The sequence below is a fragment of the Streptomyces lasiicapitis genome, assembly GCF_014646335.1.
GTDB classification, from domain to species: domain Bacteria; phylum Actinomycetota; class Actinomycetes; order Streptomycetales; family Streptomycetaceae; genus Streptomyces; species Streptomyces lasiicapitis.
In genome coordinates, this window is sequence record NZ_BMNG01000016.1 from 134,244 (window position 1) to 159,587 (window position 25,344).

Here is a 25,344-nt window from a genome sequence, read left to right on the forward strand (position 1 = left end):
GTAGCACGGCCGCACCGGGGATTGTCTATAGTTAGTTGGGTGACTGACTCAGTGAAGCCCAGGGCGCGGGCGGCCGACAAGCGCCGACGACTCACGACCGAGGCGGCCCGAGTCCTGCACGAGCAGGGCGTCGAGCGCACCACCCTCGCCGACATCGCACGCGCGGCCGACGTCCCCGTCGGGAACGTCTACTACTACTTCAAGACCAAGGACGACCTGGTTCTGGCCGCCCTCTCCGAGCACAGCGCACACCTCGCCGAGTTCACCGGCCGCCTGGACCGGTTGCCCGACCCCCGCGACCGTCTCAAGGCCCTGATCGAGGCATGGGTCGACCAGCGCGAGGTCGCCGCCCGCTACGGCTGCCCCACCGGCACCCTGGCTGTCGAACTCGACAAACGCGCCGACGGAACCCTCGACGAGGAGGCCGGCACGGTGATCCGGCGCCTGCTGGAGTGGACCGGAGACCAGTTCCGAGCCCTGGACCTGCCTGACCCGGACGACCTCGCGGTCACTCTCATCTCCGCCTATCAGGGCATGTCACTCCTCGCCAACGCCTTGCGCGACCCGGACCTCATGACCCGCGAGGGCACCCGTCTCCTGGGCTGGCTCAACTCCCTGCAGGCTCCCGACCAGACGGCCTGACCCTGCGGGCGATCACCAGCCGTCCGTCACGCCCAGGCATGCCGGTGAGGGCGCCGGCCGCGGCCCCGCGACCGGCGCCGCCATGGCCAACGCCGACAGGATCGACTCCTTGAGCAGCACGACGGTCGCCGCTCCCGCAACAGGCTCTTTTTGCCCACCACCTCTCGGGGGGGCAGAAGTGCCGTGTGGGTACTGTGAGTTGTGCGTGACCGGTGCGTGAAGTGGTCTTGTCACGCTGTCTGCTCGGTCCCCATAATCACGGAAGCATTTTACGGGCTCACCCCACTGGGCCCGGACACCTTGCGGTCAACTGCCCTTCTCCACGCGGTTTTTCCGAAGGGCGCCTCCGGTCAAGGGGTTGGCATGAGCCCGTCAGGGTGCTAATCCCCCCACCGAGAGGAAGTCCGTTGAAGAACACGGTCACGCACCTCAAGAAGGCCGCCGCCATCGGCGCCGTCACCATCGCCGCCCTCAGCCTCAACCCGGCCAACTCCTGGGCTGTGCCCGCCGATGGGCCCGGCGGCGACGGTCCCCGCACGAGGGTCGTCGGCGGCACCCCGGCCGAGCAGGGCGAGTTCCCGTTCATGGTCCGGCTGTCCATGGGCTGTGGCGGCTCGCTGCTCGAGAAGGACGTCGTGCTGACGGCCGCCCACTGCGTCGACGGCAGCAGCGACAACCCCGACGTCACCGCCACCGGCGGCGTGGTGGACCTGGAGTCGCCGGACGCCGTCACGGTCAAGGCCACCAAGGTCATCCAGGCTCCCGGCTACAACGGCACCGGCAAGGACTGGGCCGTGATCAAGCTGGAGAAGGCCATCGACCAGCCCACGCTGCCGATAGCCGAGAACGACTCGTACAACAAGGGCGACTTCACCATCGCCGGCTGGGGTGCCGACAAGGAGGGCGGCAACCAGCAGCGCCACCTCCTCAAGGCCCAGGTGCCGTTCGTGGACGACGCGACCTGCAAGGGCGCCTACTCCAACTTGGTCGAGAAGGAAGAGCTGTGCGCCGGGAAGATGGACACCGGCGGCGTCGACACCTGTCAGGGCGACTCCGGCGGCCCCATGTTCCGCAAGGACGACAGCGACAAGTTCGTCCAGGTCGGCATCGTGAGCTGGGGCGAGGGCTGCGCCCGTCCGTCCAAGCCGGGTGTCTACACCGAGGTGAGCAACTTCGCGGCAGACATCAAGAAGGCGGCCGGCGAGCTGGGCTGACTCCCCTCGACGGGCGGGCCGCCGTTTGAGCCCGTCCGGTGAGTCTTCACGCGCCGTACGTCCGCGGGGACCGGTTCCGCCGCCCCGCGGACGTACGGCGCACTGATGTGGCCGACGGCAACACCCCTGTACCGGCGCGGCATTGGCACGGTGCACACCGACACTGCCCCAGAGCCCTCACCTCCGGAGCCAGGCGCTGACCCCCTCCCGCCACTCCTCGAACAGCTCCCGCTCCCCCACGATCTCCACCCCGTCCGAAGGCAGGACGGAATCCCGCTGGTACATGAGCAGCAGCAGCGCCGCCGCCGAGCCGCGCAGGGTCACGGCCGCTTCCCCGGTCGTACGTTCCGTCGCGTCGGAACGCCGTACGGTGGGCGCCTCGCAGGTGAGGTCGATCAGCCAGTCGCCCTCCACCCCGGGAGCCGTGTCCGTCGCGTGGAAGTGGAGGGTCCGGCCGGGGCCGAGCAGCGCGCGCATCGCCTCGACGGACTCGTACACCTGCGGCAGTTCTACGAAGCCCAGCCACTCGGCCAGGGCGTCGAGGGCGACGTCGTGGTCCAGGGCGTACGTCCCGTCGACGGCCGCGACCGCGTCCGCGCGGTGCACCACCGTCTCCACCGTCATGCGGCGCGCCCAGAACACCGGGGTGCCGTCCGGCGCCACCGTCCACACCCGCGCGTCCGGTCCCGCCTTGCGCAGAGCGTCCGCGAACAGCGCCGCGCCCTCGGCCAGCCAGGAGCCGAGCGCGGCGGTGTCCGCCCGGTCGTCGCCGGTCACGTCGTTCACCTGGTCGTCCGGCACCGGGCCCGTCGCCCGGCTGCGGACGACCTCCTCGGACCAGCGGTGCGCGCCGCCCAGGTGCCGCAGCAGGTCGCCGAGGCTCCAGCCGGCACAGGTCGGCACCGGGGCGGCGAGGTCGGCGCCCTTGATCGACGCGGTCAACAGCTCGGTCTGCGTGACGATTTCGGCGGCGTAGCGGTCCAAGGTCAAGTCGCTCATGCGGTCACGATAGGCGACACCCCGGCGCTCCGGCCCGCCACTTTTCCCGGTCACGACGACGTCGCCAGGAACTGCGTCGCCGCCAGCTCCCCGTACAGCGGGTCCCCCTGGACCAGTTCGTCGTGCGTGCCCACCGCGCGTACCCGGCCCGCGTCCATGACGACGATCCGGTCGGCCAGCGTGACCGTGGACAGGCGGTGCGCGACGACGAGGACCGTCACGTCCCGCGACACCTCCGCGACCACGTCGCGCAGCGCGAGTTCGTTGACGGCGTCCAGTTGCGAGGTCGCCTCGTCCAGGAGCAGAAGGCGGGGCTTGCGCAGCAGGGCGCGGGCGATCGCCACGCGCTGGCGTTCGCCGCCGGAGAGCTTGGAGCCGCGGTGGCCGACCACGGTGTCCAGGCCTTCGGGCAGCTTCTCGACGAGGGCGTCGAGACGGGCGCGTACGAGGACCTCGTGGATGTCGGCCTCGGTGGCGTCGGGCGCGGCGAACATCAGGTTCTCGCGCACGGTGCCCGCGAGGACGGGGGCGTCCTGCTCGACGTATCCGATGGTGGCGCGCAGTGCGGCGAGCGGCCATTCCTGTACGTCCTTGCCGTCGACGAGGACGCGGCCGCCCGTCGCCTCGTAGAACCGCTCGATGAGCCCGAAGACGGTCGTCTTGCCCGCGCCGGACGGACCGACGAAGGCGGTCATGCCGGGGCCGGGGACGGTGAAGCTCACGCCGTGGTGGACGTACGGGAGCTCCGGGCGGTAGCGGAAGGTGACGTCCTCGAAGACGACGGAGGCGGGCGCGCGTTCGGCGGCCGGGACGGCCGGCTGCGTGAGCTCGGTGAGGTCCTCCGTCTCCATCCGCTCCGCCTGCACGATGCGGGCCACCGCGGCGGAGCCCACCTGGTACTGGGTGACGGCCTCGATGAGGCGGCTCACCGGGTCGATCAGGTAGAAGAGCAGCATCAAAAACGCCACCAGTGTGGCGACCGAGATCGCGCCGGAGGCGACGCGCGAGCCGCCCACGCCGAGGACCCCCAGGAACGACACCTGGATGGAGAAGCCCATCGAACTCCACGCCACCGCCTGCCACTTGGCCGACTTCACCCCGTGCCGCCACGCCTCCCGCGCCGCCTCCTCGACCTTGGCCACCTCGCGCTGCTCCGCGCCGGAGGCCTTCAGGGTGCGGAAGGCGCCGAAGGCGCGCTCCAGGGCGGCCGAGATCATGCCGACGGCTTCCTGGGCGCGCTGGGTGGCCTTGGAGATCTTCGGCATGACCAGGGCCGTGGAGGCGCCGATGATGACGATGACGCCCAGCGTGACGCCGAGCAGCACCGCGTCCATCCAGGCCATCATCACGATCGTCGCGACGATGGTGAGGGCGCCGGAGAAGCCCGACACCACGGCCTGGGTGGTGACCGCCTGGAGCAGCGTGGTGTCCGAGGTGACGCGCGACATCAGATCGCCCGGCTGTACGCGCTCGACCTCGGAGACCTTCAGCCGCAGCAGGCGGCCGATCAGGGAGCGGCGTGAGTCGAGGACGACGGACTGCGCGGTGCGTTCCAGGATGTAGCTGCCGAGCGAGTCGACCGCGGTGCCGATCACCAGGAGCCCGCTCAGGAGGATGAGGATCGAGGTGATCGACTCGTCGTCCGAGAGCCGGGTCACCAACTGCTCGATGGCGACCGGCTGGGCGAGACCGGCGGCCGCGCCGATCAGGGTGAACAGCGCGCCGAGGGCCACGACGCCGCGGTGCGGGCGGAAGTGGCGGTACAGGACGGTCCAGGTCTCCCGAGCGGGGAGCCGCTCGGTCTTCTCCTTCTCGGGACTCTTCGCGGAGTCGTTCTGCTCGGTCGTGCTCCCGTCGGTCGGATCTCTTTCGGCATGCGGCTGCTTGTCGAACATCGGTTCTGGACTAGTCACACACGACAGGACGCGTCAGCGCGCGTTCCACCTGACCGAAAGGTCGTTCCATCTGACCGAAAGACGCAGGCGCCCGCGGCTCAGATCGCGGCCTTCCGCCCGCTCAGCTCCGCCGCCCGAGCAGCCGCGCTGACGGTGATCTTCCGCAGCACCCCCTGGAGTTCCGCGATCTCGGTTTCGTCCACGCCGATGGCCTCACCGATGGCCTGGGGCACGTGGGCGGCCTGCTCGCGCATCTCGCGCCCTTCGGCGGTGAGTACGACGGCGACCGAGCGCTCGTCGTCGGGGCGCCGCCGCCGCTCCACGAGGCCGCGCGCCTCCAGCCGCTTCAGGAGCGGGGACAGGGTGTTGTAGTCGAGCTGCAACTCCTCCACCAGCGCCCGCACGGTGCTCTCGTCGCGCCGCCACAGCACCAGCATCACCAGGTACTGCGGATAGGTCAGACCCAGCGGGTCGAGGAGCACCCGGTAGACGGACGTGACGCTGCGCGAGGCCGCATAGAGGTCGAAGCAGAGCAGCTCGGCCAACGGTGACTTGGCTTCCATGGGGACCACTGTAATTCAGACCACTGCGTGAGCGATTACCTCGCGAAGGATTACCTCGCACACGATCTAATCGTGTACTGTCTTCTTACGTCAGCAAGAGGAAACGAGAGGAACGGGCATGCCGTACATCACCGTCGGTGCCGAGAACAGCACGTCGATCGACCTCTACTACGAGGACCACGGCACGGGACGCCCCGTGGTGCTCATCCACGGCTATCCGCTGGACGGGGGCTCCTGGGAGAAGCAGGTGCCCGCGCTGCTCGAGTCCGGGCACCGGGTCATCACCTACGACCGGCGCGGCTTCGGCCGCTCGGGCCGGCCGACCACGGGCTACGACTACGACACCTTCGCCTCGGACCTCGACATCCTGATGCGCACGCTGGACCTGCGGGACGCCGTGCTCGTCGGGTTCTCGATGGGCAGCGGCGAGGTCACCCGCTATCTGTCCAAGTACGGGACGGAGCGCGTCACGAAGGCGGCCTTCCTCGGCCTGCTCCAGCCGTTCCTGCTCAAGACCGACGACAACCCGCGCGGCGTCGACCAGTCCGTGTTCGACGGCATCCTCGCCGCCGTGAAGGCCGATCGGTACGCGTACTTCGACGCCTTCTACGCCGACTTCTACAACACCGACGAGACGCTCGGCTCTCGCCTCAGCGAGGCCGCGCTGCGCGCCAGCTGGAACGTGGCCGCGGGCGCGTCCGCCCACGCATCGGTCGCGGCCGTCCCGACCTGGACCACCGACTTCCGCGCCGACTCCGCCGCGATAGCCGCGTCCGGCCTGCCCACGCTGCTCCTGCACGGGACCGCCGACCGCATCCTGCCGATCGACGCCACCGCCCGCGCGTTCCGCGAGATCCTGCCGGACTCCACGTACGTCGAGATCGACGGCGCCCCGCACGGCTTGCTGTGGACCCACTCCGAGGAGGTCAACGAGGCGCTGGTCGCCTTCCTCGCGAAGTGAGCACACTCGCGCAAGGCCTGATGAGCACACCCACGTAGGGACTCAACAGGCCTAAGCAGGGACCGACCAGGCCGGTCAGAACGCCGCCCGGGACGCGGAGCCCAAGAGGGGCCCGCTCCCGGGCGCTTCCCCGCTCTCCACCCGCCGCCGCCCACCCCGCGCCAGGAAGTCCGCGAGCGGCAGCGTCGCCGCGCCCACCGTCACCGCGTCCGGCCCGAGTTCGCCGAGGTCGACGGTGACGCGGGCCGCGGGGTGCCGCAGCGAGTACGCGTCGGCGTGGGCGCGGACGGACGGCAGGAGGTGCGGGCCGAGGGCGAGGCCCGCCCAGCCGCCGACGAGGACGCGTTCGGGGCTGAAGAGGTTCACGAGGCCGGAGATGCCCGCGCCCAGGTACTCGGCGGTCTCGTCGAGCACGGCGCGCGCCACGGGGTCGGGGGCACCAACGCCAGCGCCAGCGCCATCCCCGGCACCATCGGCATCCCCGACACCACCGCCATCCCCGCCCTCACGCCCCCCACCGGGATAGGCAGCCGCAACCAGCGCAGCCACCCCGCCCTCCTCCCCCACCCCGGACGGCAGCTCCCCGCCCGCCTCCCGCCACCGCTCAAGGAGCGCCTCCGCCCCCGCGTACGCCTCCAGGCACCCCAGCGCCCCGCACCGGCAGCGCCGCCCACCGACATGGACCGTCAGGTGGCCCCACTCACCGGGCCCGCCGTGCGCGCCCCCGTGGATGACTCCGTCGGTGACGATGCACGCGCCGACGCCGGAGCCGAACAGGACGATGACGGCGTCGCGCACCCCGCGCCCGCCGCCGAACCACATCTCGGCCTGGCCGAGCGCGCGGGCGCCGTTGTCGATGAAGTACGCGGTGTCCGGCGGGAGTTGGACGGCCTCGCGGAGCAGGGACTCCAGCGGGACGGCGTCCCAGCCGATGGTCTGGCCGTGCACGAGGGCGCCGCCGGGGGCGGTCGTCTCGACGATGCCGGGGACGCCGACGCCCACGCCGATGAGGCCCTCGCCCGCCGCGAGCCCGGCGGCGGAGGTGACTTCGGCGATGCCGTCGCGGATGTGGGCGACGATGGCCTCGACGTCATGGCCCGTCGGGGTCAACGGGCGGTCCGTGCGGGCCAGTTCGGCCAGGGCGAGGTCGAACGCCTCGATGCGGACGCGGGTTTCGCCGACATCCACGCCGATGAGGTGGCCGCTGCCGGGCGCCACGCGCAGCAGGGTGCGGGGGCGGCCGCCGTCGGACTCGACGACGCCGGCCTCCTCCAGAAGGCGGTCGGCGGTGAGTTCGGCGACGACGTTGCTCACGGAGCCCGAACTGAGTCCGGTCGCGCCGCCGAGTGCCTGGCGGCTCATCGGCCCATGGAAGTACAACCTCCGCAGCACCGCAGCGCGGTTGCCAAGTCGCAGGTCACGCACGGTTCTGCTGTTCCGCTCGGCCATGTGGCTCCTCTCCCCGTTCGCAACATACCCGTGCGCGACCTCTTGACGCGACTTGTCTTCAGGCTTTAACTCACGTCCTAAATTAAGACGTGAAGCTTGTTCAAGCGCTGAACGCAGCCCTGGCGCACAACGCTCAACACAAGCCGAGCGCACCCGTGTCGCAGTACCGCCGAGGTCCTCCCCTGAAAGGGGCGTATCCGTCATGCGCAGTCTCCGCGCCGCAGCCGCCTTCGCCGCGGCCACCGCTCTCACCGCCACCGCGTGCGGCGGCGGCACCGCCACCGGCGGTGGCAGCAACGACTCGCCCAAGACGCTCACTTACTGGGCGTCGAACCAGGGGCCGAACATCGAGGCCGACAAGAAGATCCTCACCCCCGAGCTGAAGAAGTTCGAGAAGCAGACCGGGATCAAGGTCAAGCTGGAGGTGATCCCCTGGTCCCAGCTGCTCAACCGCATTCTGGCCGCGGCCACTTCGGGCCAGGGACCGGACGTGCTCAACATCGGCAACACCTGGTCGTCCTCGTTGCAGGCCGGCGGCGCGCTGCTGCCGTGGGACGCGAAGAGGTTCGGGGAGATCGGCGGCAAGGACCGCTTCGTGCCCGCCGCACTCGGCTCCACGGGAGCACAGGGCAAGGATCCCGCCGCGGTGCCGCTGTACTCACTCGCGTACGCCCTCTACTACAACAAGAAGATGTTCAAGGACGCGGGCGTGGAGAAGCCACCCGCGACCTGGGAAGAGCTGGTCGCCGACGGCAAGAAGCTGTCCAAGGGCGGCAAGTGGGCGCTGGGAGCTGAGGGTTCGAACCTGGTGAACAACATCCACCAGGCCTTCGTCCTCGGCAAGCAGCACGGCTCGGACTTCTTCGACGACGCCGGGAAGCCGACGTTCACCTCCGACGGCGCGGTCGCGGCCGTGAAGCAGTACGTCGACTTCATGGCCAAGGACAAGATCATCGCGCCGGGCAACGCCGAGTACGCGCAGAACCAGTCGCTCCAGGACTTCGCCAAGGGCAAGACGGCGATGGTCCTTTGGCAGGCGGCCGCGACGACCTTCGAAGCGCACGGCATGAAGCCCGCCGACTGGGGCGTGGCGCCCGTGCCGGTGCCCTCGGGCACGCCCGGCGCGGACAAGCAGGTCAACTCCATGGTCGCGGGCATCAACCTGGCCGTCTTCAAGAACACCGACAACCGCGACGGCGCGGTGAAGTTCGTGAAGTTCATGACCAGCGACGCCGAACAGACCGTACTCAACAAGGCCTACGGCTCGATACCGCCGATCAAGGCCGCCCAGAAGGACGCCGCGTTCGCCCGCCCCGAGACCTCCGTGCTGCGCGACACGCTCTCCAAGAGCGCGGCACCGCTGCCGCAGGTGCCCAACGAGTCGCAGTTCGAGACGACGGTGGGCACCGCCATCAAGGAGCTGTTCGCCGACGCCGCCGAGGGCCGCCCTGTGACCACGGCCTCGGTCAAGTCGGCGCTGACCAAGGCGCAGCAGCAGATGCCGAAGAGCTGAGCCGCACCATGACCGCTCTGCCCCTCGCGCACGACGAGGCCGCCCCCGGCGCGGCCGCCCACGACAAGGCGGACACGGCCGCCGCACGGAAGGAGGCCACCGGCTCACCGCCGCGTGACCGCCGTCCGCGCGGGCGGATTCGCCGCATCGCCCTGCCCTATCTCCTGCTGCTGCCCGCGCTGCTGCTCGAACTGCTCGTCCACCTCATCCCGATGGCCGTGGGCATCTTCATGAGCTTCAAGGAGCTCACGCAGTTCTACATCCGCGACTGGGGCGCCGCGCCCTGGGCCGGGCTCGACAACTACTCCCTGGCGGTCGACTTCGACGCGCCCGTCGGCGAAGCGCTGCTGCACTCGTTCTTCGTCACCTGCGCCTTCACCGTCGTCTCGGTGGGCCTGTGCTGGCTGATCGGCACGGCGGCGGCGCTGTTCCTCCAGGACCACTTCCGCGGCCGGGGACTGCTGCGCGCGCTGTTCCTCACTCCGTACGCACTGCCCGTGTACGCCGCCGTGATCACCTGGGCGTTCATGTTCCAGCGCGACAACGGGCTGGTCAATCACGTCCTTCACGACCAGCTCGGCATCACCGACGGCCGCCCGTTCTGGCTCATCGGCGACAACAGCTTCTTCGCGCTCGCCACCGTGTCGGTGTGGAAGCACTGGCCGTTCGTCTTCCTCATCGTCACGGCCGGCCTGCAGAACATCCCCAAGGAGCTGTACGAGGCGGCCGCCATCGACGGCGCCGGGATGTGGCAGCAGATCCGCCGCATCACGCTGCCCTCGCTGCGCCCCGTCAACCAAGTGCTCGTCCTGGTCCTGTTCCTGTGGACGTTCAACGACTTCAACACGCCGTATCTGCTGTTCGGCAATGCGGCGCCGGAGTCCGCGGACCTCATCTCAATCCACATCTACCAATCGTCGTTCGTCACCTGGAACTTCGGCACGGGCTCGGCCATGTCGGTCCTGCTGCTGCTCTTCCTGCTCGTGGTGACGGCCGTGTACCTGCTGCTGACCTCGCGGGGAAGGAAGGCCACCGATGGCTAGCGCGACCAAGGCCCCCGCGGCCCCGGCCCCCGTGGCGCGACGCTCGCCGCTGGCGCCGCCCCGCTCGTTCCTGTGGCTGCGGCGCGTCTTCCTGACACTGCTCACCGGCTTCGTGCTGCTACCGGTGTACGTCATGGTGTCCAGCTCCCTCAAACCGCTCCAGGACGTCGCGGGAAGCTTCCGCTGGCTGCCGTCGTCGGTCACTTTCCGTCCGTACGTGGACATCTGGACGACGGTGCCGCTGGCCGACTACTTCCTCAACTCGCTGATCGTGGCGGGCGCGGCGACGGTGTGCTCGGTCGTGATCGCCGTGTTCGCGGCGTACGCGGTCAGCCGCTACCGCTTCCGCGGCAAGCGCGTGTTCACGGTCACCGTCCTTTCCACGCAGATGTTCCCGGGCATCCTCTTCCTGCTTCCGCTGTTCCTCATCTACGTCAACATCGGCAACGCCACGGGCATCGCGCTGTTCGGCTCCCGGGCGGGCCTGATCCTCACCTATCTCACGTTCTCGCTGCCGTTCTCCATCTGGATGCTCATCGGGTACTTCGACTCGGTGCCCAAGGAACTGGACGAGGCCGCCCTGGTGGACGGGTGCGGTCCACTGGGCGCGCTGTTCCGGGTCGTCGTGCCCGCCGCGATCCCCGGCATCGTCGCCGTAGCCGTGTACGCGTTCATGACCGCGTGGGGAGAAGTCCTGTTCGCGTCGGTGATGACGAACGACACCACCCGCACGCTCGCCGTCGGCCTGCAGGGCTACGCCACGCAGAACGACGTGTACTGGAACCAGGTCATGGCCGCCTCGCTCGTCGTGAGCGTGCCCGTCGTCGCCGGATTCCTGCTCCTCCAGCGCTATCTGGTGGCCGGGCTCACCGCCGGAGCCGTCAAGTGACCGCTCTCCCGGCCGTCCCGCCCCGCACACCCCCCGCCGAAAGGATCTCCGTGACCGACGCCACCGACCTCGCCTCGCTCCCCCACCCCTTCACCTGGGGGGTCGCCACCTCGGCGTACCAGATCGAGGGCGCCGCCACCGAAGACGGCCGCTCCCCGTCCATCTGGGACACCTTCTGCCGCACCCCCGGCATGGTGGCGGGCGGCGACACCGGCGACGTGGCCTGCGACCACTACCACCGCTGGCCCGAGGACATCGCCCTGATGAAGGAGCTGGGCGTCGACTCCTACCGCTTCTCGATCGCCTGGCCGCGCGTGCTGCCGGGCGGCGACGGACCGGTCAACGCGGCCGGGCTCGCCTTCTACGACCAGCTCGTCGACGCCCTCCTGGAGGCGGGCATCACCCCGAACGCCACCCTCTACCACTGGGACCTGCCGCAGGCCCTCCAGGACCGCGGCGGCTGGCCCGCACGCGAGACCGCCGAGCACTTCGCCGCGTACGCCGCCGCGGTGGCCGAACGCCTCGGCGACCGGGTGCACCAGTGGGCCACGCTCAACGAACCGCTCTGCTCGGCGTGGATCGGCCACCTGGAGGGCCGCATGGCCCCCGGCCTCACCGACATCGGCGCCGCCGTGCACGCCTCGTACCACCTGCTCCTCGGCCACGGCCTGGCCACCCAGGCCATCCGCGCCGCCGCGCCCGCGGCCGAGGTCGGCATCGTCAACAACCTCTCCCCCGTCGAGCCCGCCACCTCGCGCCCCGAGGACGTCGCGGCGGCCCGGCGGGTCGACGGCCACACCAACCGGTGGTGGCTGGACCCGCTGCACGGGCGCGGCTTCCCCGCGGACATGCTGGAGGTGTACGGCGTCGAACTCCCGGAGCAGCAGGGTGACTTGGCCGTCATCGCACAGCCCCTGGACTGGCTGGGCCTCAACTACTACTTCCCGGCCCACGTCACCGACGACCCCACGGGCCCGCCCCCGCACGCCCGCCAGGTGCACCGCCCCGCCCAGCGGCACACCGGCATGGACTGGGAGATCGACGCGAGCGGCCTGGAGACCCTGCTCCTCCGCCTCACCGAGGAGTACGGCGCCCGCCGTCTGTACGTCACCGAGAACGGCTCCGCCTACCCCGACACCGTCCGCGCCGACGGCACCGTCGACGACCCCGAACGCGCCCAGTACCTGCGCGAACACCTCGCGGCCTGCGCCCGCGCGGTCCGCCGCGGCGCACCCCTCGCCGGGTACTACGCCTGGTCCCTCATGGACAACTTCGAGTGGGCGTACGGCTACGACAAGCGCTTCGGTCTCGTGCACGTCGACTACACGACGCAGAAGCGCACCATCAAGGGCAGCGGGCGCCTGTACGCGGACCTGATCGGCGAACACCGGCTGCGGGCGCGGCGGGTGGCGTGAACAACGCCCCGCGACGGCGGCCCCGCGACTCGGGGGCCGCCGTCGCGGGGCGTTGCGCTGGATGCGAAGGAACCCTGCACTCTCCGCGAAGACGGCAGGGGTCCGCGCGGACGACAGTAGGACCGCACCGCACCACCCCAATCCTCAGGAGGGAACGTGCGCAAGCGGATTACGGCACTCGCCGCGGCATCGGCGACCCTCTGCGCGCTCGCCGCGACCACCACGGCGAGCGCGCAGGACAACCGCGCCACCGAGACACCCGGCGTCAAGACGCCAGGGACGTCTCAACCGGGAACTGCCTCTGCCTCCGGCCTCATTGGCCCCATCACGTTCAAGGGACCGGGCGCGTCCATCAAGGCGTGGGACTTCTGTCAGCAATGGCAGGCATGCCTGTTCCAGCACGCGAACGGAGTTCCCGACCAAAACGGCGGCTTCTCGACGTACGTCGTTCCGGCCTGCAACCGCGTCTACAACCTTGCTCGCGGCATCGACGGCAAGACGTCCGCGGTATGGAACCAGGCAGGAAGCACCCTGCACGTGTACGACGGCAAGAACGCGAACAACTTGCTGGTCAGCTTCCCCAAGTTCGCCCCGCCGACCAACCTCGCCCGGCAGCACAACGACAAGATCAGCTCCGTGTACGCACCCTGCGGCGGTTGATCCACGACGACTCAGCCTCTGCGCTCCGCTCCCTCGTCCGGACGAGGGAGCGGAGCGTGCGTACGTGCGTCCGTGCGTACGGAGTTGTCCTCGCCTCATCCCTGCTTCGGGGCAAGGTCCGTGAGTGCGGCTCCCAACCTGCGTACGCCCTCGGTCAGTTCAGTGTGGTCGGCGGTGGCGGCGAAGCCGATGCGGAGGTGGGCCGCCGGTGGCTCGGTGGCGAAGTAGCGGCTGCCGGCGCTCACGGCGACGCCGCGTTGGCGGGCGGCCGCGGTCAGGACGGTGTCGTCCACGCCCGGCGGCAGGCGGAGCCACAAGTGCAGTCCGCCCGTGGGCAGTCCGGTCACGGTCGCGCCGGGGAGTTCCTGGGTGAGCGCGGCGGCCAGCACGGCGCACCGCTCGCGCAGCGCCGTGCCGAGGGAGCGGACGTGCCGGTCCCAGGACGGGGAGCTGAGCACCTCGAGGGCGGCCTCCTGGAGCGGGCGGGTGACGAAGAAGTCGTCGACCAGACGCACCGCCCGCATGCGTTCCATGACCGGTCCGCGGGCCACCAGGGCTCCGATCCGCAGGCTCGGCGCGGCGGGCTTGGTGAGTGAGGTGACGTGGACGACCGCGCCGTCGCGGTCGTCGGCGACCAGCGGCCGCGGCACCGGGCCGCCGTGTCCCAGGTGTCGCGCGAAGTCGTCCTCGACCACGAACGCGCCCGACGCGCGTGCCACATCGAGGATCTGACGGCGCCGTTCGACTGTGAGGACGGTGCCGGTCGGGTTCTGGTACGTCGGCTGGCAGTACAGCAGTCGCGCGCCGGTCATCGCGAACGCGTCGGCCAGCATGTCGGGCCGCAGGCCGTCGGCGTCGAGCGGCACCGGCACCGGCCGCAGCCCCGCGGCGCGGACGGCGGCCAGCGCCCGTGGGTAGGTGGGTGATTCCACCAGGACCGGGCTGCCGGGCCCGGCGATGGCCCGGAACGCGATCGACAGCGCGCTCTGCCCGCCCGCGGTGACCAGCACGTCCTCCGGTGCCACGCTGCCGCCGACGATCCGGGCGAACACGGTGCGCAGCGCCATCACGCCGCCGGCCGGGGCGCGGTCCCAGGCGTCCGGGCGGCGCGCGGCCCGCGCGAGCGCCGCGCTCAGGGCCCGGGTGGGCTGGAGCGAGCGGTGCACGTATCCGCTGTCCATGGTGATCGTCCCGGCCGGTGGCGGGCCGAGCGGCTCGGCCATCAAGTGGGTGTCGACGGCGCGGTCGGTGAGGGCGACCGTCTGCCAGTCCGTGTCGGCGGCGGCCTCGTCGTGGTGCCGGGTGCGCTGCGCCACGTACGTCCCGCTGCCCGGGCGGGTGACCACCGCGCCCTCGGCGGCCAGCGCGGCGATGGCCCGCGCCACCGTCGCCGGACCGACCCGGTACTCCTTGATCAGCTCCCGGCTGCTCGGCAGCCGGTCGCCGGGCGACAGGCGGGAGAGCAGCGTACGGAGTCTGTCGGCCAGCTCCCCAGAAGTGCTACTGTCATTCATGAGAGATGAGAATAGCGCTATTGGATCTGCTCCGGAAGCACTTCAGCCGGAGGCACCTCAGCTGGAAGCACTTCAGCTGGACGTCGCCGCCCTGCGGTCCGAGACGCCGGGCTGCCGGCAGGTCATCCACTTCAACAACGCGGGCTGCGGTCTGCTGGCCGCGCCCGTGCTCGACGCGATGGTCGGCCATCTGAACCTCGAGGCGCGGATGGGTGGTTACGAGGCGTCGGACGCCCGTGCCGCCGAAGTCCGCGAGTTCTACACGGAGATCGCCGCCCTCATCAACACCACGCCCGACAACATCGCCTTCGCGGGCAGCGCCACCCACGCCTACACCAACGCCCTGTCCTCGATTCCCTTCGAGCGCGACGACGTCATCCTCACCACCCGCGACGACTTCGTCTCCAACCAGATCGCCTTCCTGTCCCTGCGCAAGCGGTTCGGCGTACGCATCGTCCACGCGCCCAACACCCCCGAGGGCGGTGTCGATGTGGAGGCGATGGCCGCGCTGATGCGCACCCACCGCCCCCGCCTGGTCTCCGCCACCCACGTCCCCACCAACTCGGGCCTCGTCTCGCCGGTCGCCGAAATCGGCCGCCACTGCCGCGAGTTGGACCTGCTCTACCTGGTCGACGCCTGCCAGTCGGTCGGCCAGTTCGTCATCGACGTGGAGGAGATCGGCTGCGACTTCCTCACCGCCACCTGCCGCAAGTTCCTCCGCGGTCCGCGCGGTTCCGGGTTCCTGTACGTCTCCGACCGCGTCCTGTGCGCGGGCCACGAACCGCTGTTCATCGACATGCACGGCGCCCGCTGGACCGAGCCGGACGGCTACGAACCCGCGGGGACGGCGGCCCGGTTCGAGGAGTGGGAGTTCCCCTACTCCACGGTGCTCGGCAGTGCCGCCGCGACGCGCTACGCCCGCGAGGTCGGCATCGAGGCCATCGAGCGGCGCACCCCGGCACTGGCGGCCCGGCTGCGCGAGCGGCTCGCACCGATCCCCGGAGTGCGCCTGCTCGACCGCGGCCCGCGTCTCGCCGCGCTCGTCACCTTCGGCGTGGAGGGCTGGCAGGCGGAGCCGTTCAAGGCGACCCTGGACGCCCGCTCCATCAACTCGGCGATCAGCTTGCGGGAGTTCGCCCAGCTCGACTTCGGCGACAAGGACATCGACTGGTGCCTGCGCCTGTCGCCGCACTACTACAACACCGAGGAGGAGGTGGACCACGTTGCCGACGCGATCGCGGACCTCATGGGCATGGGCCAAGCACAGCGATGACCGCCACGGAGCCGCGCGCCACAGAGACGCGCGCCAGGGAGCCGTACCCCCAAAGCCTGCGGCGCAACGGCGACTTCCTCAAGTTCTGGCTCGGCGAGACCCTCTCGCTCCTCGGCACCCAGGTCACGAACCTCGCCCTGCCGTTGACCGCGATCCTCGCCTTCGACGCGTCCGACGAGCAGGTCGGCGTCCTGCGCTTCCTGCAACTCGTCCCCTACCTCGGCCTCGCCCTGATCTTCGGGGTGTGGGTGGACCGCGCCCGGCGCCGCCGGATCATGCTCGGCGCCAACCTCGTCCGGATGCTCCTCCTGGCCCTCGTACCCGTCCTCTACTGGACGGACGCGCTCAGCCTGGCCTCGCTCCTGGTGATCGCCTGCGCCGTCGGCGTCGCCTCGGTGTTGTTCGACGTGAGCTGGATGTCGTACGTACCCACTCTCGTACGCGACCCCAAGCACTACGTCGAAGCCGGCGCCAAGATGGGGATGAGCTCATCGGCGGCCGACGTGGCGGGGCCCGGCCTCGCGGGTGTCCTGGTCGGCGCCCTGACTGCGCCCGTGGCACTGATAGTCGACGCGTTCTCCTACCTGGTGTCCCTGATCTCGCTCCTGCTCATCCGCACGCCGGAGCCCCGTCCCCAACCACCCGCCGCACGGCGGCACTTGCCGACCGAACTCCGCGACGGCCTGCGCTGGGTGCTCAAGAATCCGGTCCTGCGGTCCCTGGCGCTCATCGGGTTCTGCTGCAACTTCTCCATGGTCACCGTGTGGACGATGTTCCTGCTGTACGGCACACGTGACCTGCACCTGGGCTCGACGACCCTCGGCGCCATCTTCGCCACGGCGTCCGTGGGCGGTCTGATCGGCGCGGCGATCTCCCGCAAGGTCATCCGCCGCTTCCGGCTCGGGCTCGTCTACCTCGTCGCGCAGTCGGCCCTGCTCATCGGCCCGACACTGATCGTCCTGGCCACCGGTCCCCGGCCGGTGATGGTGGGGATGTTCGTCCTCTCCTTCTTCACCACGTACCTCGGACTCGGCGTCGCCGGCGTCATCATCGTCAGCCTGCGCCAGGTCAGCACCCCGCAGTCGATGATGGGCCGCATGACAGCGGTCTTCCGTACCCTGCTGTTCGGCGGCGGCGCGCTGGGCGGCCTGACCGCGGGCCTGCTGTCGGGCCGGATCGGCGCCAAGGGCGCGTTGACCGTGGCAGCGATCGGATCGGCTGCCGTACTGATCGCGCTCGTCCTGTCCCCGGTGAGCCGGCTCCGTGACCTGCCGTCGGCACCGGCATCGGATGAACCCGTCGCGGCGGCAGCGGACGGGGAGGTCGCAGGCCAAGACTGAGACCAAGCAACACGAAGTCCTGAAAGGGGCCGTCCGGATGGGTCCGGACGGCCCTCCTCTGTCCAGGGCTGCCCGGGAATTTCGAGCCGGTCAGGCCACAGCCTGCGGTGGTATCGGCTCGGGCAGCTGGTCCAGGATCTCGAAGCCCAGGCGTAGTCGCGGATGGTTGAGCAGGTGCAGGGTCGCGGGGCGGGTGCAGATCAGGCGCAGGCGCCCGTGGCGGCCGCTGGTCCGGGCTCGGGCGCGGTCGAACAGCCATACACCGGTGCAGTCCATGAACTCGACCGCACGCAGGTCGATCAGCAGGTCGGCGCCGCCGGTGTAGGTGAGAGCGTCAAGGCGCAGGGTGATGTCGGGAGCCGTGTGGATGTCGATTTCGCCGCACAGGACCACGAGGGTGCAGGTTCCGTGGGGGCGGACTTCCTTCACGCAGACCGTTGCAGGGGTCGGGGTCATGGCGACCCTCTTCTCCGAAGGCGGATGTCCGTCAGGACGGGTGACCAACGGGATCTGGGTCGGCATTCCAGAGTAAGGGGCGGCGTTGGCCGACTGACGGGCTGGGCAAAAGAGCTGCGGGCCGGCTGGGGTGGCTGCTACGCGAGCTCATCGACGGTACGGTCGGCAACCGACGAACCCGCACCTACCGCTACAGCGCCCGTACGTACCCGATCCAGGTGTGACGGGTGCGGAAGCCGCACCGTTCGTACAGGCCCAGGGCGCCCGTGGCGTTGGCGCTGTCGACGTTCAGGCCGGCTCGGCGGTAGCCCTGCTTCTGGCCGGACCGCAGGCAGGTGGTGAGCAGGGCGGTGGCCACGCCGGTGCCGCGCCAGGCCGGGCGGGTGCCGAGTCTGTCGATCCAGCATTCGCGGATGCCGGTCATCGCGGTCTCGGCGTCGTACTCGTGGCCGACGAGGTAGCCGGCGACCTCGTCGCCGTCCAGCGCCAGGTACGACACGTCCGGCCGGAACGACCGGGCTCCGGTGGTGGTGTGACGCCACCGGTCCGGGGTGGTCGGGGTGTGACCCCAGTGGTCGCGGAACGCTTCGTTGTGTGCCAGCCGGGTCGCGTCGTCGTACGCCTCGGTGAAGGGCACGACCCGCAGCCCGCCGGCCGGGGTCGTCGCCGGGATCGCATCGCCGTCCAGCGGGCGGCGCATGTCGAAGAACCAGCGTCGCGCCTCGAACCCGGCCGCCTCGTACAGCTCGCGTTTGGCGGTGTTCGGTGCGTGGAGCTGGATGTGCGCCTCGCCCGGCAGGTCCGGAAACCGGTCGAGATGCTGCTGCGTCGCGCGGGTCACGAGCCAGTTCACCAGGTCGGTGCCCACGCCTCGGTCGCGCGCGTCGGGTCGCACCGCCCCCTCGACGTACACCCGATGCACGTCGGTCGCGTCGGGCAGCGCCATCGCCTTGGCGTAGCCGATCAACTCGTCACCGGACCACACCCCCACCGAGTCGTGGGCCAACTCCACATGTGGCGCGCCCAGTTCCTCGGCGAGGTCCTCGGCATCGTAATGCTCGTCGGTGACGTCGGCCGCCTCCACCGCGGCGAACAACTCGGCCAGGGCCGGGGCGTCGTCCAGCGCGAGTGGCCGCCAGGCCGGCGTCGTGTGCATGAACGGCACGTTAGGCGTCGGCGGGGCCGCGGGCACCTCAATTTCGGGGCGTGCCATGGGAGTCGGGCAACTCGAGGAGGGAGGGCCCGGCATCGCCGGGCCCTCCCTCCCCTGTGCAGCTACGTGCACCGTGGCCACTACTGGTGGGCAGACTGCTCGGTCTGCGTCTGCTTGGGGCTGTCCGAGAGCTTGAGCCAGACGACGCCGCCGATGATCAGGGTGAGCCAGAGGACCTTGACCGGGGTGAGGGTCTCATCGAAGAAGACCGGGCCGAGCAGTGCCGCTCCCACGGCACCGATGCCGGCCCAGACGGCGTAGCCGATGCCTACGTCGATGGTGCGTAGGGCCAGGCTCAGGGAGAAGAGCGTGAGCAGGAAGAAGACGACCGCGATCAGTGACCAGGAGAGGACGGTGAAGCCCTGGCTGCCCCCCACGGCCAAGGCGTAGGCGATCTCGAAGGCTCCGGCGAGGAGGAGGACCGGCCATGCGCGGGCTCGGTCGCTGCGGGCGGTGTCGTTCTCGGTGGTGGCGGCGGTGGTGGTGGACATGTGAGTTCCTTCTTCAGGGACGATCTCGGCAGGGGGCGGGCTTGGGGGTTGGGGTTGGTTTCCGGGGGTGTCAGGCTGCTCCGCTGAGCTGGAGGCCGACGACTCCGGCGATGACGGCGGCGATGCCCAGGAACTTGCGCCAGTCCAGGCGCTGCCCGAAGACGAGGGCCCCGAGCACGACGATTCCGACGCCGGAGACGGCGGTCCAGATCGCGTAGCCGACGCCGACCTCGAAGGTCAGCAGCGCCTGGCTGAGGAGGTAGGTGGCGATGCCACCGCTGACCAGCGTGGCGGCGGTCCAGCCGGGCCGGGTGAAGCCCTGCGCCCTGCCGGCGGTGAGGGCGACGGTGATCTCGAAGACGACGGCGAGGGCGAGGTAGAGCCAGTGCATGACGGGTGTCCTTACGTGGTGGTGGGTGATGAGTGGCTGGTGAAGTCGTGGCGGTGCAGGTCGAGGTAGCGGATGAAGGGGGCCAGGCCCCGGTCCACGGCAAGGTGCCGGGCCGCTGCCGCCAGGGGCTGTCGATCGGTTGCGTCGGCCTCGTAACCGGCCCGGTAGTCGAAGCCCCACGCGGCGGCGGTGTCGCGGTCCACGGCGAAGTGGACGGCGGCGATGCCGTGAGCGGCGGCGACGCGGTAGCACAGGGCACACGGCTCTCCCGTCGCCAGCAGGGTGGCTCCCCGCAGAGCGGAACGGCCGCGGGTCCGGACGGCCTGGCGTAGGGCGACGATCTCCGCGTGGGCGGTGGGGTCGCCGGTCTCGTGGACGAGGTTCACGCCAGGGTCGGAGACCCACCCGTCGTCGGCGACAAGCAGTCCGACGAAGGGAATCCCGCCGGACTCGACATGGCGGACGCAGGTTTCCACGGCGTCGGCCATCAGAGCGGTGAACCGGAGCGGGTCGGCGGTCATGCGGCGGCCGCTTCCTGCAGCGCCCGTCGGATCACGCCTTCGGTGGCGACGCCGTTGATGCGCCGGGTGCCGATGACGATCGTGGGTACGACGGTGATGTTCATCCGCGCCGACTCGGCCAGTGCCTGTCGGTGCCGCTCGGCGTACTCCTGGTCGTCGAGGGCTGCGGCGTAGGCGGCCGGGTCGAGTCCGGCCTCCTCGGCCAGGCGGGCCAGGACCGCGCGGTCCCCGATGTCGAGGTCCTCACGGAAGAACGCCGTCATCACGCGACGGTGGTAGGCGTGGGCCCGCCCCTGCTCCGCGGCGTACTGGGCACCCTTGAAGGCCAGCTCGGTGTAGGGCTGCGGCGAGATGGTCGGCAACCGCATCGGCACCTGGTGGTGGCGTGCCATCGGGTACACGGCACGATCCCAGATGTCGGGCAGGTACGGGTCCTCCGGCCGCAGGGTGGGCGTCGGCCGGGGACGCAGCTCGTGAGCGTGGTGGACGACTTCGATGTCGGGCCGATCGGTGATCGCGCGCTCGATCATCTCGTCGGCGATCAGGCAGAACGGGCAGACGTAGTCCGACCACACATGGATCTGAGCAATCACGGCGACCTCCGGTTCCCCGAGGCACCCCCGGTGGGTGCGACACCTAGATCGTGTAACTTCACGCCGGTGTCAACTTCAAGGAACGGAAGTCGGCGAACAGCTCAGGAGGTCTCATGCGCATCGGTGAACTGGCGGCTGCCAGCGGCGTCAGCACCCGGTCCCTGCGGTACTACGAGGCGCACGGGCTCATCCGCTCCGAGCGCACCCCTGGCGGGTGGCGCGACTTCGACAGCTCCATGGCCGAGCGGGTCGTCATGATCCAGCACCTGTTCGCTGCCGGCCTGGGCAGCTCCACCATCGACGAAGTGCTCCCCTGCATGGAGGCCCCGCTCGAAGAGCGCAACGGCGTCATGGAGCAGCTGTTCGCCCAGGAGGCCGAACGCCTGGAGGCCAAGCGACGCGACATCGACCGCGAACTCGACACCTTGCAGGCGCTCCGCGCCGAAACAGCCCTGCCCGGCCAAGCTCCGTGACCAATAGCAGCGCGCGTCCCTGCCGGCCACAACGGACAGCTCCTCTTCAAACTCCCGGAGTCCCGGAACCTCGCACCGGCACTTCGTCGAGCACGCGCCGCAGCAGTCCGGCGCTTTCGTACTGAGGATGACCCTGGACGAACAGGACGGCGCGTTCAACCCGGACGACATCATCGCCCGCGTCAAAGAGGAGATCCGTCCGAACCCGGACGACTTCACCGGCAAGACCAGCCTGACCGAGGAGAAGACGTATTCCTCGGACGGCAAGATCACCTACCCCGATGCGGCACCACTCGGATCGCGGAAGAGGCAGGTTCTGACGATCCTGGTCTGGGAGGGTGCCTGACCAGGGAGCCGGGAGTGGTGGATGACTGACTGGTTCGTACGCTCCGTGGTCGACACCGGGCGTCTGCGCCTCTTCTGCTTCCTGGTGGCCTTCATCGGGGCCTTCCTGTTCATCAGGTTCAGCGTCCGCATGATCAGGGCCGAGGTGAAGTGGTGGCCGAAGAACGTCACCCCCGGCGGACTGCACATCCACCACGTCGTCTTCGGCCTCGTCTTCGTCATGGTCGGGGGCGTCGGCGGGCTCGCCGTGCAGTCCGGACGGTCACTGTGGGCGGCCCTCGCCGCGCTGCTCTTCGGCATCGGGGCGGCCCTGGTCCTGGACGAGTTCGCCCTGGTCCTGCACCTTGAGGACGTCTACTGGTCCGAGCGCGGGCGCCTTTCGGTGGACGCGGTGTTTCTCGCCGTCGCGTTGACCAGCCTCGTCCTGGTCGGCATCAAACCGCTGGGCCTGGACGACGTCGTCGCCCCTGACGGGGCCGATCCCGGAACCGTCGCCTGGCTGATCGCCGGGGTCGTCCTCGTCAACCTCGCCTTCGCCCTGATCACGCTGGCCAAGGGCAAGGTCTGGACCGGGATGATCGGCCTGTTCGTGCCCACGCTCGCCGTGTTCGGTGCGCTGCGGATCGCCCGGCCGCACTCCCCCTGGGCCCGCACCCGCTACCGCGAGGGCTCGCGCAAGTCGCGCACGGCCCACGAACGCGAAGAGAAGGTCCGAGTACCACTGATGCGGGCGAAAGTTGCCTTTCAGGAGCTCCTGGCGGGGCGTTTCGGATCGGCCCCGAAAGCCACCGAGGCGTCCGAGAAGACGTACGAGAAGACGTCCAAGACACCCAAGGACCCTTGAGAGGCGCAACTCCTCATCCCCACAGCCGCAGCCGGTGCGCCAGCGCCGCGGCCTCTCCTCTGCTGCCGACCTCCAGCTTCGCCAGGACGTGGGAGACGTGGACGCTGATGGTCTTGGCCGAGATGAACAGTTCCTCGGCGATGCGGCGGTTGCTGTGGCCCGCTGTGAGCAGGCGCAGGACCTCGCGCTCGCGCCGGGTGAGACCGAGCTCCGCCCCCGGGTCCTGGGCCTGCTCGGCGGTCGGTTCTTCGGGTACGGCGATGCCCGCACGTCGGGCGAGGGCGAGGACGTCGTCCCGCAGCGGGCGCGCGGAGCCGGTCCGCGGTCTCATAGGCCCGGCCCGCGAACACGGGGCTGACGAACCTGGTCTCCACGCTGCCGAGCATGACACAGGGACTGGACAAAGCTCTCTATTCCGGCGTGAGAACGGATACGGGGTGGGCGCCGGGCAAGCGCGTGGGCGGGCGCCCCGGCGGGCGAGGGGGCCGAGGCCCGCCGGAGCGCGTCAGGGTGCTCCGCGGGCGTCAGGCGGGGTGGTGCCGCCGGCCTACGCGGCGGCGGACGGCGGACCGGCGCCATCGGGAGATGTCCCGAATTCCGGGGGGCTGGGGGCCTCAGGGCGTGTCCGACGGGTCGTGCCGCTGGCGCCGACCGCCTCGGTCCTGCACCACGAGGGCGACCAGTACGAAGGTGACGCTGATCAGCAGCGCCCAGGCGCCGAACTTGGCGAAGGAGACCGGCTGCCAGCCGTGCGCCTGGTCCGGGTAGCGCCAGGCGCCCACGTACGTGGCGAGATTCTCGGCCAGCCACAGGAAGAAGCCGATCAGGGTGAAGGACAACGCCAGCGGCATGCGGTAGCGGGCGCCGCCCACGGTGAACCGCACCCACGTTCCGGTGGTGACCAGGAGCAGCAGGGCGGCGAGCGGCCAGCGCAGGTCGGGCAGCCAGTGGTGGCTGAAGAAGTTCACATAGATCGCGGTGGCGACGGCCGCGGTGGCCCGAGGCCGGTAGCCGACCAGCCCCAGATCGAGCAGCCGCCAGGAACGGCAGACGTAGCTGCCCACCGCCGCGTACAGGAAACCGCCGTACAGCGGCACACCCGCCACCTTCAACAGCGCCGGTTCGGGATAGCTCCACGAGCCCAGCGCCACCTTGACCAGCTCGAAGGCCAGCCCGATCACATGGCACACGGCGATGACCGCCAGCTCCCGCCCGCTCTCCCAGCCGCACCACCAGAACAGCAGCGTCAGCAGCACCCCGTAGCCGACCAGCAGGTCGTACCGCGCCACCGGCAGTCCCGGGGCCGCCGCCGACAGCGCCACCCCGGCGAGCAGGGCGACGGCGAACGCGCAGGCGAGCGCTTGCAGACGGGCGAAGCGCAGGAGCTGGCGCAGCGCGGCGGCGGGAGCGTGGAGGACGTGCATGTGGAGGAGGACGTTCTTGTGACAGCGGTGGTTTCGTGAGCCTCGCGGCCACCCGATGGGTCGCAGAGTGCCTCAGGGGCGGATCACGATCCGGATCGGGTTGCCCTCCTGGGACTCCAGGCGACGCACCCCCTCCTTGATCTCCTCCAGCGGGAGCACCGCGCTGACCGAGCGGCTCAGGTCCAGACGGCCGTACGCGACCAGGGTCACCAGGTCCTCCAAGTGGCGCTTGCGGTAACCGAGGTGGCCGGTGACCGTGTGGCGGCCGACGGCGTACTCCGCCGCCGGGCCGAGGTCCACGCTGTCCGGCGAGATGCCGACGAGTACCAGGTGGCCACGGTGGCCGAGGGCGGCGTTGGCCTGGCGGATCGTGGCGGCGCGGGCCACCACGTCGAAGGCCGTCTCCAGGCCGCGCCCGCCGGTGAGCTCCCGGATCCGACCGGGCACATCCACGTCCGCGTCCGTCGGGTCCAGGGCGTGGTCCGCGCCGAGCTCCAGCGCCCGCTCGCGGGCCGCGGCAAGCGGGTCGAGGGCGATGATCGGGACCGCCCCGGCAAGCCGGGCCACCTGCACCAGGTGCGCCCCCACACCGCCGAGGCCCCAGACCCCCACCGACTGGCCCGGGCGCAGAGCGGCCGTGTCCACCACGGCCCCGTAGGGCGTGGACACCGCGTCGGCGAGGACGGCCGCCTGTTCCAGCGGGATGCTCTCGGGTACGAGGGCCAGCGCCGTGACGGGTACGACCACGTACTCGGCCCACGCGCCGTCGTAGTCGAAGGCCATGATCCGCAGGTCGAGGCAGTCGTCCCAGGCGGCCCCCGACACGCAGGCGGAGCACTGCCCGCAGGCGCGACCCGCAGCGAGCACCACGCGGTCGCCGACGCCGAAGCCCGGCATGGGGGAGCCGAGCTCGGCGATGGTGCCCGCGGCCTCGTGGCCCGGTGTGATCACGGGCAGCCGGGCGGGCACCGCCCCGTGCAGCAGCGACAGGTCGGAGTGGCAGATCCCGCAGGCGGCCACCTTCACCAGGGCCTCGCCGGGGCCCGGCGAGGGCACGGGCACGTCCCGCACGGCCAGTTCGCCGGTGGAGGTGTCGAAGCGCGCGGCGCGCATGGTTGCCATGGATGTCTCCAGAGGTGAGCAGGAGCCGGTCTCTCCCCGGCAGCTCCAGGGGATCCGGGGAGGTCCGGGGAGGTCCGGGGAGGTCCGGGAAATCGGAGCGG

The 25,344-nt window shown here is 70.5% G+C and carries 26 protein-coding genes and 1 pseudogene; 13 read left to right on the forward strand and 14 right to left on the reverse strand.

The features are described from left to right. The first annotated feature begins 39 nt into the window (after nt 1–39). Together IEY91_RS32245 and IEY91_RS32250 are read left to right on the forward strand one after the other, a co-directional pair. Nucleotides 40–642, forward strand: a complete 603-nt coding sequence (locus tag IEY91_RS32245) for a TetR/AcrR family transcriptional regulator (RefSeq protein WP_189176699.1) — start codon at nt 40–42, stop codon at nt 640–642. Between the two features lie 407 nt (nt 643–1,049). After that, entirely contained in the window at nt 1,050–1,856 is an 807-nt protein-coding gene (locus IEY91_RS32250; protein ID WP_164327187.1) for a S1 family peptidase, read from the forward strand. 177 nt (nt 1,857–2,033) lie between these two features. On the opposite strand, the gene IEY91_RS32255 is transcribed toward IEY91_RS32250, so the two are convergent. From IEY91_RS32255 to IEY91_RS32265, 3 genes are all read right to left on the reverse strand, one after another. Further along, on the reverse strand, nt 2,034–2,855 hold the full coding sequence (locus IEY91_RS32255; protein ID WP_189176700.1) for a maleylpyruvate isomerase family mycothiol-dependent enzyme: 822 nt from the start codon (nt 2,853–2,855) through the stop codon (nt 2,034–2,036). 50 nt (nt 2,856–2,905) lie between these two features. Next, complete coding sequence (locus IEY91_RS32260) at nt 2,906–4,750, reverse strand: ABC transporter ATP-binding protein (protein ID WP_164327185.1); 1,845 nt, start codon at nt 4,748–4,750, stop codon at nt 2,906–2,908. Between the two features lie 98 nt (nt 4,751–4,848). Then, nucleotides 4,849–5,313, reverse strand: a complete 465-nt coding sequence (locus tag IEY91_RS32265) for a MarR family winged helix-turn-helix transcriptional regulator (RefSeq protein ID WP_189176701.1) — start codon at nt 5,311–5,313, stop codon at nt 4,849–4,851. 118 nt (nt 5,314–5,431) lie between these two features. Between IEY91_RS32265 and IEY91_RS32270 the strand changes: the two genes are divergently transcribed. After that, entirely contained in the window at nt 5,432–6,274 is an 843-nt protein-coding gene (locus IEY91_RS32270) for an alpha/beta fold hydrolase (protein ID WP_189176702.1), read from the forward strand. 75 nt (nt 6,275–6,349) lie between these two features. On the opposite strand, the gene IEY91_RS32275 is transcribed toward IEY91_RS32270, so the two are convergent. After that, complete coding sequence (locus IEY91_RS32275; RefSeq protein ID WP_189176703.1) at nt 6,350–7,723, reverse strand: ROK family transcriptional regulator; 1,374 nt, start codon at nt 7,721–7,723, stop codon at nt 6,350–6,352. Nucleotides 7,724–7,925: 202 nt separating this feature from the next. On the opposite strand from IEY91_RS32275, the gene IEY91_RS32280 reads away from it, so the two are divergent. The 5 genes from IEY91_RS32280 to IEY91_RS32300 all read left to right on the forward strand — a co-directional run bounded on the left by IEY91_RS32280 (nt 7,926) and on the right by IEY91_RS32300 (nt 13,243). Beyond that, nucleotides 7,926–9,236: an ABC transporter substrate-binding protein gene (locus tag IEY91_RS32280; RefSeq protein ID WP_189176704.1), complete on the forward strand. Its 1,311-nt coding sequence runs from the start codon at nt 7,926–7,928 to the stop codon at nt 9,234–9,236. 8 nt (nt 9,237–9,244) lie between these two features. After that, nucleotides 9,245–10,279, forward strand: coding sequence for a carbohydrate ABC transporter permease (locus tag IEY91_RS32285; RefSeq protein ID WP_189176705.1), 1,035 nt, complete (start codon nt 9,245–9,247; stop codon nt 10,277–10,279). Then, nucleotides 10,272–11,168, forward strand: coding sequence for a carbohydrate ABC transporter permease (locus IEY91_RS32290; protein WP_189176706.1), 897 nt, complete (start codon nt 10,272–10,274; stop codon nt 11,166–11,168). Before IEY91_RS32285 ends, IEY91_RS32290 begins: the two co-directional genes overlap by 8 nt. A 50-nt stretch (nt 11,169–11,218) precedes the next feature. Next, nucleotides 11,219–12,583 (forward strand): GH1 family beta-glucosidase, encoded by a 1,365-nt coding sequence (locus IEY91_RS32295; protein ID WP_189176707.1) that lies wholly within the window; start codon nt 11,219–11,221, stop codon nt 12,581–12,583. A 156-nt stretch (nt 12,584–12,739) separates the two neighbouring features. After that, on the forward strand, nt 12,740–13,243 hold the full coding sequence (locus tag IEY91_RS32300; protein ID WP_189176708.1) for a hypothetical protein: 504 nt from the start codon (nt 12,740–12,742) through the stop codon (nt 13,241–13,243). A gap of 95 nt (nt 13,244–13,338) precedes the next feature. On the opposite strand, the gene IEY91_RS32305 is transcribed toward IEY91_RS32300, so the two are convergent. Then, nucleotides 13,339–14,757 (reverse strand): aminotransferase-like domain-containing protein, encoded by a 1,419-nt coding sequence (locus IEY91_RS32305; protein WP_189176709.1) that lies wholly within the window; start codon nt 14,755–14,757, stop codon nt 13,339–13,341. Between IEY91_RS32305 and IEY91_RS32310 the strand changes: the two genes are divergently transcribed. Together IEY91_RS32310 and IEY91_RS32315 are read left to right on the forward strand one after the other, a co-directional pair. After that, a complete protein-coding gene (locus tag IEY91_RS32310; RefSeq protein WP_189176710.1) occupies nt 14,756–16,030 on the forward strand; it encodes an aminotransferase class V-fold PLP-dependent enzyme in 1,275 nt (424 codons plus the stop codon). The two genes, IEY91_RS32305 and IEY91_RS32310, sit on opposite strands and share 2 nt — an antisense overlap. Further along, a complete protein-coding gene (locus tag IEY91_RS32315) occupies nt 16,027–17,370 on the forward strand; it encodes an MFS transporter (protein WP_189176711.1) in 1,344 nt (447 codons plus the stop codon). Before IEY91_RS32310 ends, IEY91_RS32315 begins: the two co-directional genes overlap by 4 nt. A gap of 90 nt (nt 17,371–17,460) precedes the next feature. Here IEY91_RS32315 and IEY91_RS32320 read toward each other — a convergent pair whose 3' ends face one another. From IEY91_RS32320 to IEY91_RS32345, 6 genes are all read right to left on the reverse strand, one after another. After that, the gene (locus IEY91_RS32320) at nt 17,461–17,826 is read right to left on the reverse strand and encodes an STAS domain-containing protein (protein ID WP_189176712.1); all 366 of its coding nucleotides are present in this window, start codon (nt 17,824–17,826) and stop codon (nt 17,461–17,463) included. Nucleotides 17,827–18,016: 190 nt separating this feature from the next. After that, nucleotides 18,017–18,982, reverse strand: coding sequence for a GNAT family N-acetyltransferase (locus IEY91_RS32325; RefSeq protein WP_189176713.1), 966 nt, complete (start codon nt 18,980–18,982; stop codon nt 18,017–18,019). Between the two features lie 137 nt (nt 18,983–19,119). Next, nucleotides 19,120–19,530 (reverse strand): DMT family transporter, encoded by a 411-nt coding sequence (locus tag IEY91_RS32330; RefSeq protein WP_189176714.1) that lies wholly within the window; start codon nt 19,528–19,530, stop codon nt 19,120–19,122. A gap of 70 nt (nt 19,531–19,600) precedes the next feature. Beyond that, entirely contained in the window at nt 19,601–19,921 is a 321-nt protein-coding gene (locus IEY91_RS32335; RefSeq protein ID WP_087884506.1) for a DMT family transporter, read from the reverse strand. An 11-nt stretch (nt 19,922–19,932) separates the two neighbouring features. Then, nucleotides 19,933–20,442, reverse strand: a complete 510-nt coding sequence (locus tag IEY91_RS32340; RefSeq protein ID WP_189176715.1) for a nucleoside deaminase — start codon at nt 20,440–20,442, stop codon at nt 19,933–19,935. Then, a complete protein-coding gene (locus IEY91_RS32345; protein ID WP_189176716.1) occupies nt 20,439–21,035 on the reverse strand; it encodes a DsbA family oxidoreductase in 597 nt (198 codons plus the stop codon). Before IEY91_RS32345 ends, IEY91_RS32340 begins: the two co-directional genes overlap by 4 nt. 113 nt (nt 21,036–21,148) lie before the next feature. On the opposite strand from IEY91_RS32345, the gene IEY91_RS32350 reads away from it, so the two are divergent. The 3 genes from IEY91_RS32350 (at nt 21,149) to IEY91_RS32360 (ending at nt 22,697) form a co-directional block, all read left to right on the forward strand. Further along, on the forward strand, nt 21,149–21,508 hold the full coding sequence (locus IEY91_RS32350; RefSeq protein WP_164327169.1) for a MerR family transcriptional regulator: 360 nt from the start codon (nt 21,149–21,151) through the stop codon (nt 21,506–21,508). 127 nt (nt 21,509–21,635) lie between these two features. Next, complete coding sequence (locus IEY91_RS32355) at nt 21,636–21,854, forward strand: hypothetical protein (protein ID WP_189176717.1); 219 nt, start codon at nt 21,636–21,638, stop codon at nt 21,852–21,854. A gap of 21 nt (nt 21,855–21,875) precedes the next feature. Further along, nucleotides 21,876–22,697 carry a hypothetical protein gene (locus IEY91_RS32360; RefSeq protein WP_204328133.1) on the forward strand — a complete coding sequence of 274 codons (822 nt, stop codon included), beginning with the start codon at nt 21,876–21,878 and terminating at the stop codon, nt 22,695–22,697. Nucleotides 22,698–22,710: 13 nt separating this feature from the next. On the opposite strand, the pseudogene IEY91_RS32365 reads toward IEY91_RS32360, so the two are convergent. The 3 genes and pseudogenes from IEY91_RS32365 to IEY91_RS32375 all read right to left on the reverse strand — a co-directional run. Then, a pseudogene (locus IEY91_RS32365) lies at nt 22,711–23,067 on the reverse strand (response regulator transcription factor); the annotation flags it as partial. Between the two features lie 244 nt (nt 23,068–23,311). Continuing rightward, nucleotides 23,312–24,121, reverse strand: a complete 810-nt coding sequence (locus IEY91_RS32370; RefSeq protein WP_189176718.1) for a DUF817 domain-containing protein — start codon at nt 24,119–24,121, stop codon at nt 23,312–23,314. Nucleotides 24,122–24,193: 72 nt separating this feature from the next. After that, nucleotides 24,194–25,243 carry a zinc-binding dehydrogenase gene (locus IEY91_RS32375; RefSeq protein WP_189176719.1) on the reverse strand — a complete coding sequence of 350 codons (1,050 nt, stop codon included), beginning with the start codon at nt 25,241–25,243 and terminating at the stop codon, nt 24,194–24,196. Between the last annotated feature and the right edge of the window lie 101 nt (nt 25,244–25,344).